The sequence below is a fragment of the Marinomonas profundi genome (assembly GCF_020694005.1).
Taxonomy (GTDB): domain Bacteria; phylum Pseudomonadota; class Gammaproteobacteria; order Pseudomonadales; family Marinomonadaceae; genus Marinomonas; species Marinomonas profundi.
In genome coordinates this window covers 3,431,113-3,445,328 of sequence record NZ_CP073013.1, presented here as the reverse complement: position 1 = coordinate 3,445,328, position 14,216 = coordinate 3,431,113, and the positions used below count along the sequence as shown (strand labels likewise).

Genomic DNA, 14,216 nt, shown 5'->3' with positions numbered 1-14,216 from the left:
GAAGAAGAGTCGGCTCAAAAAAAATACTGTAACATTTAGCCGAATACAATATCATGGTTATAATGGATTAATGCCTTAATTTTAAAATGTTTGGAGTAACGTATGGCAAGCATGTTAGACGCGGTAGACCAAAGAACCAAGTTGGTGGGTGAGAATCGCTTGGAGCTATTGATGTTCCGTCTTGGTGGTATGCAAATGTTTGCAATCAACGTGTTTAAGGTTCAGGAGGTAGTCATGCTGCCAAAACTGAACCTTATGCCGCACAGGCATCCCTCTGTTGCTGGTGTCACTCACTTTAGAGGAAGAACCGTTCCGGTTATAGACTTGTCCGAATCGATTGGCATGAGGCCGATTGATCGTTCTCAGCCGTGCAATTTGATCGTGACGGAATACAATAATAGCGTCCAAGGCTTTATGGTGGGTGAGGTAGACCGAATCATCAATATGAATTGGAACGAAATCTTACCCCCACCAGATGGCGCAGGGCGCCAACACTATTTGACCGCCATCACACGAGTGAACGACCGAATCGTTGAAATAATTGACGTTGAGAAAGTCTTAGCTGAAATTTCGCCTTATGACAGCACAGTCAGTGACGAGGTAATAGACAAGGGCTTACTGGAGCTTGCCAAAGGGATGGAGGTCTTAGTGGTCGACGACTCTTCTGTTGGTTTAGCACAGTGTCGATCAACATTAGACTTCATGGGCATTACCGTTCATGAGGCCACTGATGGTAAGCGCGGCCTTGAAAAACTAAAAAAATGGGCCGATGACGGTGAAATAGTACCCGAAAAACTACTCATGATGATTACCGATGCAGAAATGCCAGAGATGGACGGTTATCGTTTGACCCGTGAAGTACGTGAAGACCCTAGACTAAAAGACCTTCATATTGTTTTACACACTTCACTCAGTGGCAGTTTCAATAAAGCCATGGTGCAAAAAGTGGGCTGCGATGATTTTTTGTCAAAGTTTCAGCCTGATAAATTAGCGACTCTGATTCAAGACAGAATTCGCAGTGTGGTTGAACGAGAATAATTTACGGATAGGCTTATTATAAGATTTCGGTAAAAAGCAGACCCATGTCTGCTTTTTTTAAGCGTGTTTTTTAACCTTATTTGGCTATTCAGGAGTCTAATACCCTTTTTTATGCTAACGATTGAATGGATCTTGTTGTTAATTTTTATGGGCGCTGCGACAGGGGCTATTTCATCGATGATTTATGTCGCGCCAGCGTTAATTGCGATACCGGCTCTCTATTTCTTTCTTCCGGTGTTCGATCTCTCTTTTCAAGCATTAATGCTCCCAGCGGTTGCAACCTGTATTGTCGCGTTTATTCCAGCACACCTTTACACTTGGGTTAAAGCAATGCAGCAAGGGGAAGTGGATTCGCAGAGTTTAATTAACTTTGCCCCAGGTATCGCGATGGGAGGCGTCATTGGCGCCCAACTCTTGTCGCTGATAAACATGGTGGTTTTTAATCTGGCCTTTTCTTTCATCGCAGCGGTCGCGGTGATTCATATTCTGTTTCAGGCAAAAATAGAAAGCCGTCGGGCGATTGCTATCCCTAAGCTAGCTCACTTACCCGTTGGTTTGCTTGTCGGTACGTTATCGCTGTTGTCTGCCAATTGTGGGAGCGTGCTGGCAAAAGGCCTTTGCACACTCAACAAGACAAAAGCAGGGCAGAGGCAAGGCACCGTAGATGGTTTAGTGGTGTTTGCTTCGATCGCCGCTATGGTGGGGTTTATTTATCCTGCAAAAAACGTCGATAACATGGGGTTGGGTGGCTTTGCGGGTGCCGTGCATTTGCCTTCGGCGTGTATTTTGGCTGCTAGTCATTTGTTTTTTTATTGGCTTTGCCGTCAGCGAGGCAATGCACTAGACAAACGCGTTTTATCCATCAGTTTTGTGGTCTATGCGGTACTGTCTTTGTTGCGTTTGTGGATTCCATAGGCGCGCCTTACTTTACGTTAACATGGCATAGAAGCTCGGCTGAATTAGCTTGCTATTTTCATAATTGTCCCCATTTTAATTGCCTATAATGAGTCAATCATTCAAACCAAAAGGTATCCCATGAAAAACACGAGTCACTATGGCGTATTGATAATGAATCTAGGCACGCCTGATGCACCTAAAACGCCAGATGTTCGCCGTTATCTTCGAGAGTTTTTGTCTGATGCTCGTGTTGTTGACCTTAATCCATTGATTTGGAAACCCATTCTTAATTTAGTTATCTTGGCCCTACGCCCTCCTAAAGTGGCTAAGATCTATCAACAAGTGTGGATGGAGGAGGGCTCACCTTTGCTGGTTTTTAGTCAACGTTTACGCGATAAACTGCAAGCTGAGTTGAGCGAAAAAACAGGCCATAACGTTCCGGTTGCACTGGCCATGACCTACGGAAATCCAAGTGTTGAAAGTGCCGCTCAAAAACTAAGAGATCAAGGGGTTAAAAATATCCTTGTGTTACCTATGTATCCGCAGTTTTCCGCGACCACGACGGCCGCCGCTTATGATAGATTAATGCGTGCATTAAAAAACTGTCCTCATTGGCCATCACTGCAGCTATTACACGATTATGCCGATCACCCCATGTACATTAAGGCGCTTGCCAATTCTGTTCGCGCCCAATGGGATAAGCAAGGAGAGCGTCGCCACCTTGTACTTTCTTATCATGGCATCCCCAAACGTTATGTCACTAATGGTGACCCTTATGCCCGACGCTGTGAGACAACCAGTCGGCTGGTGGCTGAAGAGCTTGAGCTGGGCGATCATGAATGGACGCATGTTTATCAATCAAGATTTGGTCGCGAGGAATGGTTAAAACCTTACGCCGATGTCACACTAAGGGCTTTGCCATCGATGGGCGTCAAAAAAATCAATGTTATCAGTCCTGCCTTTTCCATTGATTGCATTGAAACTCTTGAGGAAGTCACACTAGAGCTTGGTGATGAATTTAAACACAATGGCGGCGTGGCGTTTGACTACATTCCTGCCTTGAACGACTCAGCAGATCAGATCGCACTTTATGTTGATTTAATTGAACAAAATACCAAACAGTGGAAATAGCATGACGATTAGCGCGGCAAACATTCAGACTATAGCCTTTGACGCAGATGACACTCTTTGGCGAAATGAAGATATTTTTATCCATGCGCAGGATGAGTTTATCAACCTGCTTTTACCTTACCATGATGAAAACTATGTACGCTCCCATTTAGCGGAAGTGCAAATCGAAAACTTACAGCACTTTGGTTATGGCATTAAAGGTTTCACGCTGTCGATGATAGAAACCGCCATTGAATTGACAGAAGGTAGGATAACAGGCAGTGAAATACATGAAATCATGCAGCTGGCAAAATGTATGCTATCGTCGCCTGTAGAGCTTTTACCCAACGTTGCTAAGGTATTGTCTGCGCTGCAAGGAGAATATCGTTTGTTGGTAATTACCAAAGGCGATCTGCTTGATCAGGAAAGCAAATTAGCGCGCTCGGGGATTGCAGACCAATTTGATACGATTGAGATTGTCAGCAATAAGACAGCAGACGCTTATCAACAAATATTGCAGCGTCATGCGATCTTTGTGGAAAATTTCCTGATGGTAGGGAACTCGCTAAAATCGGATATTTTGCCCGTATTAGATATTGGCGCTCAAGCGCTTCATATTCCCTATCACAGTACATGGGAGCACGAACAAGTAACCGATTATACGTTATTGCGCTATCCACAGCTTGCCTCACTTCGTGATATCGAGCAGCTGCTCGACTGGTTACAACAACCTTCTTTTGACAACCATAAGGCCATATTATGAATTATTTAAAAGCGATAATTGCTTCCCTTGTTTTAATATCAACCTTGGCTCAAGCCGACGACAGTGCCCTAAATAAAGCCAAAGGCGGCGCTGTGGAGCTATGGGGAAAAACCAAGGCGACTACCATTGAAATAGCAAACAGCACGTCTGAAAAAGCCTCAGAAGTGGGTAAGAAAGCCGCTGAATTTGGTCGAAAAGCATCGGAAAACACCAAAGAAACCAGCGCTATTGTTTGGGATAAAATGAAAGAGGCTGGCGCCGCAACCGCAGACAGTGCGAAAAAAGGCGCCTCAAAAATCCGAAACCTAGCAGGGCAAGAAGATTGCAAAGAAGACAGTGCGCTTTGCTATAAAGATAAAAAGTAAAATGACGAGTAACGCGTGTGCAGGATAAAGACAGTAAAGTACCAGGGTTGCCCGCTAGTCACTGGGAACAAGAGTTCTTGGAGCAGGCTGATGCCCATATCAAATCAGCCAAAGTGCGCTACCGTTGCCCAAAATGCGATCATTTACTGGTGTTAAAAACGGGCGCCAATGGTGATTTTTGGGGTTGTGAATCTTATCCTATCTGCAACTACACGGCGAACCATGAAAATGGCAAGCCTGTTAGAGCAAAGCGTTATCTTTGTCCCGCCTGCCAATCTCCTTTAAGAAAAAAAACCTTCAAAGATAATACTTTTTGGGGCTGTTCTACTTATCCAGAATGCAAAGTAACAGTAGAGGACGACAACGGCGTTCCTTCGAGTACTAAGAAATACCCTTGTCGTGTGTGCGGTCATTACTTGGTTAGGAAAAAAAGTAAAAATAGCTATTTTTGGGGCTGCATTACCTACCCTAAGTGTACAAATACGTTAAACGACGACAAAGGTTTACCCGTTCTAAAGAAAAAACGCCCCTCCGCTTAATTTACCTTCCATTTATATAGAGTGGCGCTTTTCAATGTCCAGCAAAGCCTTGTCTATTTGCTTAAAGGTAAATTTGAAGCCTTGCTCTTCTAGGCGTTGCGGAATCACTCTGGCCCCTTGGGTTAACAGGCTCGCCATTTCACCAAAAATCAACGCCAGCGCCCACTTTGGCGTCGTCAAAAGAGCAGGGCGTTTTAATGCAGCCGCGAAGCATTTAGCAAAGTGTTTTTGCTGTATTTGCTCGGGAGCCACCAGATTGTATGCACCCGCATAAGCTTGATCTGTCATGGCAAGCATAATCGCCTTGATAACATCATCAATATGCACCCATGGAAACCACTGCTTTCCATCGGCAATGGGGCCTCCAAGTCCACACAAAAAGGGCAGGCGCATTTTTTCTAAGGCACCGCCAACACCAAGCACCACGCCTAAACGCAACACAGTAACGCGGGTTTCAGCGCGGCTAAACGCCATTGCTGCCTCTTCCCAGGCGGCGCAAAGTTCATGGGAGAAGCCCGATTTTGGTGGTGTTTCTTCGTTAAAAATATCCTCTCTGGCGACACCATAAAAGCCAACCGCAGACATGGATATAACGCATTTTGGCGGATATCTGAACGCCTTGTGAATGGTGTTTGTTAATAATACCCGGCTATCGAATAAGGCTTTTTTACGTTTTTCTGTCCAAGGGCGACTGGCAATATTTTCCCCCGCCAAATTAATAAACACATCGATTTGTTCATCTAACGCATTTAAGGTCGAGCAGGTTAATTGAATGATGTCAGGGCCTAGCCGACGGTCGGGAATCGACCTTACCAAAGCATAAATCTGGTGATCTTTTGGTAACAGCGCGTCGAGCAAAAAACGACCAATGAATCCCGTTGCCCCTGATATTAGAATCTTCATACTATCTGCCTTATGTGTTGCAATCGTTTGTCGTGTTACGAGCCAAAAAAGAAATAAGATCAATCACTTCTAAAATAAACGTGATAGCCTGCTTTTTGCTTACTTTGCTGAGAAGATTTTAAGGTTTTTTACTCTGCACCTTCTTTTTCTAGTATAGGATGGCTAAAATGGGGAATCGAGAAACATTAGGTATCAAAATGCTACGCAAAGAATACGATCACATCATTCTTCTTGCCCATGGAAGCCCAGACCCTCTTTGGAAACAGCCTTTCGAATCACTCTATCATCAAGTGAGCCAAACCTATGGTGAAGGCAACGTCAGTTTGGCGTATATGGAACTGACTTCACCTTCTCTTGAAGACGTTATCGCCACGCTGGGAAAAGAGGTCCGTCAGATTGGTGTGTTACCGCTTTTTTTAGCCGTTGGTCGTCATCTAAGACAAGATGTACCAGAACAAATAGCCGCATTACAAACCGATGGCTTAGACATTAAATTGCTGCCGCCCATCGGTGATGATGAGCGGATCAAACAGGCCATGCAGGCCGTGATAGCCAATCATTTAGGTAAGGTTTAACAATGCAATTGTTTTTGGTTTATTCATGGAGCGGGCTGAATGCTATTTAGACACTTACCCGATGAAATATTTCAGGCATTAAGCGGCTCTAATAGAGCACTGATTGAAGCCGTCCTCAATGATCTGGCGGAGGTTTTTTACGATCACGCAGAAGACCCGATAAAAGACAAATCAACCATCATCGAATCAATCGAAGACACGCTGCATAAGCTAGACACGCTTGCTTGGCACGATGAGCAAAAAGAGTCCTTTGATTCCCCCAAGACCATTCACGATTACGCCCTGCGTATTTACCATCGTTTGGTCAATACTGGCTGGTTAGTGGAAGAGCAAGAACTGTATCGCGTCAGTGTGCTTATGACGCCGCAAATTTCCATGTTGCTGCGTTCGTTGGTTGAAATCAGTCGACATGGTAAGCGTAACTATGGTGCGACCGTATTAAGCATTCTTAGCAACTTAGAAGCCGTCGCCAAACACCCCAAAGAGCGTGGCGTGACCTTGCGTCAGTCTGCGGAGGCTTCCAGAGATTTTTCGGCGCATTTGAATCAGATTTTGCTGGGTATTCGTAGTTTGCAGCGTGAGCTTTTTGCCAGTCGAGATCCAAAAGCCATTGTGGCGGGATTTTTTGATTTGTTTGTAGAGGGCATATTGATTGCCGATTACAAAACCATCAAAACCAGCAATAACCCTTTTCGCTTTCGCCGCCAAATTTTAGAGCTCACCCAGGAGTTTTTGGGCACGCCAGAAACCATGAGGCAAGTGGCTCAGTGCTACGTGGATCAGCAGCTGATTAGCATGGCGGAAGCGCAAGCCATGGTTGAAAAAGATTGCCGCGATATTATTCTCACCTTTAGTAACATAGAGCAACGCTTAGAGCGGATTGACGAATACCGCTATCGATTAGAAAAACGTGCGGCGGATACCGCTCGTTATATGGATAGCTCGCGTCCAGGTATGGCCAATAAAGTCGCTGGTATCATTAGCGATATTGCTAAATACGAAACCTTACCGGTTTTAAAGCAAGTCATTGGGGCTCGTTTTGTTGGTGTGGCTTCCGCTGCCCAACCGAGTAAACGACGAGAACCACCACCGCCTCGAGTGATGACGCCAGCAGAAGTATCAGCCGACGCCATCAGGATACGCGACCAACAGCGTCGCTTCCATGAAGCCCGACAAGTTACCATTCCCAAGATACAAAGTTATCTAGAAAAACAGATGGCATCGGAAAGTAGCAAACATATCTTGGACTTCACCATTGAATCGGTCGAAGATTTTGTCTGTTTTGACCATTTGCGTTATGTCGGTTCTCTGGGTGTAAGCGCCAAGAAAATAGAAGATTTATTTGAAATACACTTCACCAATCAATATCTGGATGTGCACGATTTTGTTGAATGTCGAGAGTTTAATGTCGTGCGTAGGAGCAAAGCGTCATGCTGAGAGAATTAAAAAAGGTCATTGAAGAGTCTGGAAAAGACGCTCAAGAATTCCAACAGACAGCAAACTTCGTGATGGCAAACCAATTCGCTAGCGCCTACAAACATGGCCAGCGGAAGCATTATTTGTTGTTAGAGTCTTATCAGGATTACTTTGACAACCTATTCGACGCGCTCGGCATGAAACTCTATATAAACGAAAATGAACGCCTTGCTGGCGTCTTGCCGGTGCAAAAAGAAGCGTTTGTGCGCTTAAAAACCGATGAAACTCTGTTTTTATTGGTGCTGCGTCAGATTTATGAAGAAAAAATAGAAAACTTCGAAGTAGATAACGGCTTTGTTGCAACCAATACACACGCGATTTTGGATAGATTTGTACAGCTGGTTAAACGGGAAATCCCTAACGAAACCCGTTTTAAAGATATTTTGGCCTTGTTTAGCCGCCACGGCATCGTCATTCGTGGTAAGTCTTACGAAGAAGACAGTAAAAACCAGATGATTAACATCACCCCTGTGGTCAGGCTAATTGTGACAGAAGCCTACTTGAGACAGCTTGAGTCTTTTAATGGCACGGACCCGGATGAAGACGATATCGCCGAGTCAAACGCGCTAGTAGAGTCAAACGCGTCAATAGAAACAGAAAAAATGCCAGAAACCACTCAGGACTAGGACCAAAATATGAAAAAGCTAAATCGAATCGTATTAGTAAATTGGTACCTACTGGGTGCGGAAGAAATTAATATTCGTGGTAATACCGCCATTGTCGGGCCAACGGGTTCTGGTAAGTCGTCATTGCTTGATGCGATTCAAACCGTGTTAACCGGTGCCAGTAAGCGCCATCTAAATTATAACGCCAGCGCCAATGATGGCAAAGCCAGTGGCCGCAGCATACGCTCTTACATTTTGGGGATGATAGACTCAGGCCAAGCGAATGCCAAAGCCTTTGGCACACAACCAAGACAAGACGCCACCAGTTATCTCGCCTTGGTGTTTGAAGACAGCATCACTGGCAATGAGTCCACCGTCGGTTTGGCATTGAGCGCATCGTTAGCGTCGCCAGAAGAAGATGTGCTTGGGCGTTTTGTGCTACCGCATTTTGGTGCTAAAAAGTCAGATTTTATCGACGCAATGGAAGGCAAGAGCTACCAAGCCAAACCTTGGATTGAAGTACGCGAAGCCATGAAGAAGGTCTGTCTGGACCCCTATATTAAATCGGGCAGTGCCTCAGCGACCCAATACATCAATCGCTATCTTGAAGAATTAAGCCCCAGTGCAGATCAATTAATCACCCTTGACAGCTTTTTGAAAAACTTCAAAAACGCCTTGAAATTCGTGCCAATTGCTTCGCCAACACGCTTTGTGCAAGATTTTGTTTTAGCGGAAGCGCCGCTTCAAGTGGGAGCTTACCAAAAATCCTTACATGAATATCGCCATTTGGAAGCCAAAACCCTTGAAGTATCAAAACGCATTGATGACCTCAAACTTATTCAACTAGATTGCGAGAAAAAGCATCAGCAGGAACAAAGTGCGATCAATTATCAATGGATCGCCACGGAAGCGCGTTTTGACGAGTTGGGTAGCAAACAAGACGATATCCAAGATCAATACGAACTGCAAAAAGAGCGCGAAGAAGAAATTGAAGAAGAGCTGGCCACCCAAGGTAGCTTATTAAAGCAATTACAAGGGCAATTGCTGCGTTTTGAGCAGCAATACGAACATTCGGATGTCGGTCTAAAGCTGCAGCAACTTGAGCAAAATAAAAAATTATTGACGCTACAAGGGCAACAAGATCAAAAAGCTATTTTGCAAGTACGCCAACTGACGTTACTGCTATCGGCGCTTAATTCTTTTGAGGATTTGTTGTCGAAAGAAACCGTGGCCTTGGTGAAAGAATTTGCCGCTTTCAATGGTTTAATTACCGAAGAAGGGCGTGTTGAAGGCAACCTGAAACCGTTGACGCAAAAACTCATCGCCCTGAATGACCTGTTGGATAAGGAAAAGACCCAAGTTTTTGCGCAACGTTCTGAGCTAAACCGCACCATCCTGAACCTGAAAGACGAATGTAAGCAGCTAGAGTCAGACGTTTCTTCGCTCAAAGGGGGGGTTAGCCCGCTTTCTCAGAACACCAAACGCCTTATTGCACTGCTAAAAGACGCCAATATTACCGCGACACCCTTAAGTCATTTAGCGGAAGTCACTGACCGTAAATGGCAAGATGCGATTGAAGGTTACCTTGGCGCTCAGCGTGAAGCTTTAATTGTAGAGCCCGAAGACGCTGAAGAGTCTATTCGCATATTCCGCGCCCACCGTCGCCAATTAATGGGCTGTCGCGTTGTTGATACCACGCAAACTCGACTTTGGTTGAACCGTGGTGATAATAACTCGGCTTTGCGTTTTATCCGTTGCAATAATGACCATGCTCAAGCCTATTTAAACCGTCGTTTGGGCGGCATTAAGCCAGTAGACACAGAACGTGAGTTGCTGCGTGAAGACAGCGCCATGACGGCAGATGGCATGTTAAAACTGGCAGGGACGATTTCGACCATCCGTTTTGTGCCGCATATGATGGTGGGGATCAATACCGAAGGCATGCGTGAATCGCGCGAGAAGCAATTGGCGAGTCTTAGCGGCGAACTGATGAACTTCCTTAAAGCGGATCAGCGCCTTGAGCAAGCCGATTCCTTGCTGGGGCGGGTTATCGCTAACAACCAGTTTGATGCAGAAAGTATTGGCAGCGCGAGTCACACAGTGACGCGTTTGGCGCAGGAGCTTGAGTCGGTCGAAGCGGACATTATGCAACTGCAAAAGCACGACGACACTGAGCTTCAAGAACGCATTGAAGAGCTTAAATCGCGCATTGCCAATGTGGAACTGGAACGCAAGAAACTAGACCGTGAACGCCAGCAGATTGCAGAGCAGTTTGGGGCGTTAAATACGCAGAAAAGCCAACTTAGCTCTGCATTGGCTGCGCTCGATGAAGAACGAAATCGTTTAACCTCTAATCCAAAATACGATGCAGAATTTGCCAGTGAGCGTTATTCATTGCTGGAAAATAGCATGGTAAATGGCGCCGCAATTTATAAAGAAGCCATTAGCCGTGCCGACAAAGCCAGCGAGAAAGCGCGTAGTTTTGACCAAAAGGTACGTAAAGAAGTCGCGGATCATTATGGTAAATATCACCAAGCTAATTTAGACAATGACGTTCAACTGGATTATTTAGAATCTAAATTCGAAGAGTTCGAGCATTATGTTTCCTATCAAATCAACATTTTGAGTGAAACTGAATTAGCAAAATACGCCAAGCGTGCCGAATTGGCTCGTAAAGAAGCGGAAGAAACCTTCCGTTCCGACTATGTTTCTAAGTTAAAGGACTCCTTAGATCAAGTGGCGCATATTATTCGTGAGCTTAATCACAGTCTCAAACGCCGCCCATTTAACCAAGAAATTTATCAATTCCGTTATTACCCTAATGGCGACATGAAAGATATTTTAGACTTGGTAGAGCGTTTTAGCGCCCAAGACCAAGCAAATGTCGGCGGGTTATTTGACCCACATTTAAGCGACGATCCCGAACATATTCGTGCCATAACCGCGATTCAAGAGCTGATATCAGACGAAGAAAAACAGCAAGACTTAGCTGACTATCGAAAATTCTATAACTTCGAAGTGGATATTTTGGACGCCGAAGGCAACAAAAAAACCACCTTGAGTCAGCGTATCCAAACAGGTTCTGGCGGCGAGCATCAAATTCCATTTTATTTGGCCATTGCAGCCGCGCTTTCAACAACCTATCGCTTACACGAAACCATGGATGGGGACATTGTCGGCGGCTTTTCGTTGGCGATGTTTGATGAAGCGTTTAATAAGATAGACATGGTAAAAACATCGACCTGTATGGGCTTTATGAAAGACATTGGTCTGCAGGTTATTGCCGCAGCGCCCGATGACAAACGGGCGGTTATGGCCGCCAATATGGATACTATTATCAGTGTATGGCGTGAGGGTGGTGCGGTATCAATCGACGTGGCTTATCCAAAGGAAAAGGGACAGACATTGATTAACGGGCAGTATGAACACGCATTAACGCCAGCCTAGTAGAGGAAAGTATGAGCATACAGTCACACATTGAGAAAAGCATCAATGATAAAATAGACGTCGCGTTTATGACGCTTGAAAACGAGAGTCATAAACACAATGTCCCTGAGGGCAGCGAGTCTCACTTCAAGCTGGTTCTGGTCAGTGATGTGTTCGACGGTAAGCGCCTAGTCCAGCGCCATCAGCTTATTTATGCTGTATTACAGACTGAGATGACGCAAATTCATGCGCTTGCCATGCACTTGTATACGCTGAAAGAATGGCATGAGCGACAAGCAATGGCGCCGTCATCACCGCAATGTCATGGAGGCGAGTAGGGGGAATCTCCCCCCACTCGGTTAAATAGATGAGCATTTCCGTTAATATTAATGACACTGAAAACAAGGTCACTATCAAGATCGTTGGGAGCTTTGATTTCTCGTTATTTAATGATTTTCGGGCCGCTTATGTCGAGCTTCCAAAGCACTATGGGCGCTATACCGTCGATATGAGTATGATTGAGTACTTGGACAGCGCTGCGCTTGGCATGCTGTTAAGCATGAGAAATGCCATACCACGAGACAGTCCAATCGAATTGCAAGGCGCCAATTCATTTATCAAGAATATTCTATTGATTTCTCGTTTTGATAAACGCTTTGACATTCAATAAAGGTCAGATGAATGAAGCTATTATGCGTAGACAGTGAGCTCGTATATCGCGAAATTATCTCGTTATGTGCAGAAAAAGAAAACGTCAGCGTTATCAGTGTCGCCAGTTACGAGGAAGCCATTTTAGCTTTCGTGGAGTACGCTCCAGACATTGTCACCTTGGATGTTCTGATTAAAGGTGGAAGTGGCATTGATTTGGTGAAAAAACTCAAGTCCTTGTCAGCTCAACGTTTTGTGCCAATGATTTTTCTTGCTTCTCATACCACCGAATCGGTGATGGATAAATGCTTTAAAGCCGGCGCCGACGATTTCCTTCCAAAGCCATTTAATGAAGTTCTCTTCAATATTCGACTCAAAACACACATGAGTCATGTGGCGTTAATGCAAGAGATGTATCGCAAGAATAAAGCGCTTACCTATTATCAAGCAATGATAGAACGAGAGCATGAAATGGCCCACCATGTGCTTGATCATATTCAAACTCGATGTGAAAAAAACTCAGCCAACGTGGCCATTACGCGACTGTCAGCCGCCAGCTTTAACGGTGACTTAGCGCTGGTAAAAACCCGTTCGGATGGCGCGCGCCTGGTTTTTGTTGGCGACTTTACTGGACATGGCCTGCCGGCGTCGATTGGTGCCTTGCCCGTTACTCAGGTGTTTTTTGATGCGGTTGATGACCTAATAGCGGTCAACGAACTTGCAGCACAAATCAATAGGGTGCTTTTCAGCATTTTGCCCGATTACATGTTTTGTGCCGGTTACCTTCTCTTACTTTCTAACCATGGTGATATGACATACTGGGGCGGTGGCATGCCCAATGCGTATATTCGTCGGGCTTGTGGCCAGGTTGATTTTTTACGATCCACTCATATGCCACTGGGTGTGCTTAGTGCAGCAGAGTTTGAGTCTGATTTACAAACTGATTCGTTAAATACAGGTGACACATTGATTATTATTTCTGACGGCGTTTTGGAACTCAAAAATAGCCATCATAAAATGTTAGGAGGCGAGGAAACTAGAAAGCTGATTGCGCACGCTTATGCCGAAAAAAATCTTACGGTAGCGCAACAAATCACCGAAAAGAGCTTGGCAGAATACAGGGGAGAATCTGAACAGTTAGACGATATCACGCTGGTCGCCTTAAGAAACACCAGCTTGCCATAACAGCAAACTGGTTGTATGGGCTATTACTTCTTACCGCCTTTTTTCTTATTTTTGTTACCTTGGTTTTTTACCTGCGGCTTGGGAAATGGACGCTTTTCCGGCTCTGTTCGCAACACTAAAAATAAGTCTGTGACCACTTCTGGTATTTGCGCAATGCATGAATTCGTTAGCTTCTCACTGGCTCTAATCTCAGTAACTTCTTCATCGTCAAACAGATCAGACGCGACCATGATAGGCAATAAAAGCTCGGCAACCACGTCTTCCTTCTCAGCTTCAAACCAGTGATGTTCGGTCATGAACACACCTTCCATAAACCCGCTGGCCCATTCTTGTAACTCACTCAACTCTTCTGCTGAGCTCCCCATTTCAAGTTCACAGGGCACCATGAAGCCATCTTCCGACTCTAGCTCTTGTTGAATGTCGACCAAAAGACGAGAGAGATACTGACGTATTTGTTTCTCTTGTTTTTCATCGTTAAACTTTGGTGTGTCTTCAAAAATAACCGGTAACCAGGTTTCTTCAGAGGTCGGAACAGGACAAATAGACAATGCCGTCAAAAAACCATGTGCCATCACAAAGTTCTGACATTCTTCATGAACTTGGTCTGACTCCAAAAAACTTTCTAACGTCTCTAACTCAAGATCATCAAGAGGTTGGTGTGCCATGCAAATGTTTCCCTAATACGA

Annotated in this window: 15 protein-coding genes; 13 read left to right on the top strand and 2 right to left on the bottom strand. The window is 44.9% G+C overall.

Features of this window, described 5'->3' with window-relative positions; translation table 11 throughout:
* Positions 1-102 precede the first annotated feature (102 nt).
* From J8N69_RS16085 to J8N69_RS16060, 6 genes are all read left to right on the top strand, one after another.
* A complete protein-coding gene (locus J8N69_RS16085) occupies positions 103-1,038 on the top strand; it encodes a chemotaxis protein CheV (RefSeq protein WP_168822353.1) in 936 nt (311 codons plus the stop codon).
* A 132-nt stretch (positions 1,039-1,170) separates the two neighbouring features.
* Entirely contained in the window at positions 1,171-1,953 is a 783-nt protein-coding gene (locus J8N69_RS16080) for a sulfite exporter TauE/SafE family protein (protein WP_168822354.1), read from the top strand.
* 120 nt (positions 1,954-2,073) lie between these two features.
* Positions 2,074-3,066 carry a ferrochelatase gene (gene hemH, locus J8N69_RS16075; RefSeq protein ID WP_168822355.1) on the top strand — a complete coding sequence of 331 codons (993 nt, stop codon included), beginning with the start codon at positions 2,074-2,076 and terminating at the stop codon, positions 3,064-3,066.
* Position 3,067: 1 nt separating this feature from the next.
* Positions 3,068-3,808 carry an HAD family hydrolase gene (locus J8N69_RS16070; protein ID WP_168822356.1) on the top strand — a complete coding sequence of 247 codons (741 nt, stop codon included), beginning with the start codon at positions 3,068-3,070 and terminating at the stop codon, positions 3,806-3,808.
* Positions 3,805-4,173, top strand: a complete 369-nt coding sequence (locus J8N69_RS16065) for a hypothetical protein (protein ID WP_211084810.1) — start codon at positions 3,805-3,807, stop codon at positions 4,171-4,173. The genes J8N69_RS16070 and J8N69_RS16065 overlap by 4 nt, the downstream gene beginning before the upstream one ends.
* Positions 4,174-4,190: 17 nt before the next feature.
* Positions 4,191-4,712: a DNA topoisomerase family protein gene (locus J8N69_RS16060; RefSeq protein WP_168822357.1), complete on the top strand. Its 522-nt coding sequence runs from the start codon at positions 4,191-4,193 to the stop codon at positions 4,710-4,712.
* Between the two features lie 12 nt (positions 4,713-4,724).
* On the opposite strand, the gene J8N69_RS16055 is transcribed toward J8N69_RS16060, so the two are convergent.
* Positions 4,725-5,615 (bottom strand): TIGR01777 family oxidoreductase, encoded by an 891-nt coding sequence (locus J8N69_RS16055; RefSeq protein WP_168822358.1) that lies wholly within the window; start codon positions 5,613-5,615, stop codon positions 4,725-4,727.
* Between the two features lie 167 nt (positions 5,616-5,782).
* Here J8N69_RS16055 and J8N69_RS16050 point away from each other — a divergent pair, with 167 nt between their 5' ends.
* From J8N69_RS16050 to J8N69_RS16020, 7 genes are read left to right on the top strand one after another with little or no spacing between them, the layout of a single operon-like run.
* Complete coding sequence (locus tag J8N69_RS16050) at positions 5,783-6,190, top strand: sirohydrochlorin chelatase (protein WP_168822359.1); 408 nt, start codon at positions 5,783-5,785, stop codon at positions 6,188-6,190.
* Positions 6,191-6,229: 39 nt separating this feature from the next.
* Positions 6,230-7,627 carry a Wadjet anti-phage system protein JetA family protein gene (locus J8N69_RS16045; protein WP_168822360.1) on the top strand — a complete coding sequence of 466 codons (1,398 nt, stop codon included), beginning with the start codon at positions 6,230-6,232 and terminating at the stop codon, positions 7,625-7,627.
* Positions 7,621-8,292 carry a DUF4194 domain-containing protein gene (locus J8N69_RS16040; protein WP_168822361.1) on the top strand — a complete coding sequence of 224 codons (672 nt, stop codon included), beginning with the start codon at positions 7,621-7,623 and terminating at the stop codon, positions 8,290-8,292. Before J8N69_RS16045 ends, J8N69_RS16040 begins: the two co-directional genes overlap by 7 nt.
* A 9-nt stretch (positions 8,293-8,301) precedes the next feature.
* Positions 8,302-11,718, top strand: coding sequence for an SbcC/MukB-like Walker B domain-containing protein (locus tag J8N69_RS16035; protein WP_168822362.1), 3,417 nt, complete (start codon positions 8,302-8,304; stop codon positions 11,716-11,718).
* An 11-nt stretch (positions 11,719-11,729) separates the two neighbouring features.
* On the top strand, positions 11,730-12,035 hold the full coding sequence (locus tag J8N69_RS16030) for a BolA family protein (protein ID WP_168822363.1): 306 nt from the start codon (positions 11,730-11,732) through the stop codon (positions 12,033-12,035).
* A gap of 29 nt (positions 12,036-12,064) precedes the next feature.
* On the top strand, positions 12,065-12,367 hold the full coding sequence (locus J8N69_RS16025) for an STAS domain-containing protein (protein ID WP_168822364.1): 303 nt from the start codon (positions 12,065-12,067) through the stop codon (positions 12,365-12,367).
* Positions 12,368-12,378: 11 nt separating this feature from the next.
* Positions 12,379-13,530 (top strand): fused response regulator/phosphatase, encoded by a 1,152-nt coding sequence (locus tag J8N69_RS16020; RefSeq protein ID WP_168822365.1) that lies wholly within the window; start codon positions 12,379-12,381, stop codon positions 13,528-13,530.
* A 23-nt stretch (positions 13,531-13,553) separates the two neighbouring features.
* Here the strand turns inward: J8N69_RS16020 and J8N69_RS16015 are convergent, their stop codons facing one another.
* Complete coding sequence (locus J8N69_RS16015; RefSeq protein WP_168822366.1) at positions 13,554-14,195, bottom strand: UPF0149 family protein; 642 nt, start codon at positions 14,193-14,195, stop codon at positions 13,554-13,556.
* Between the last annotated feature and the right edge of the window lie 21 nt (positions 14,196-14,216).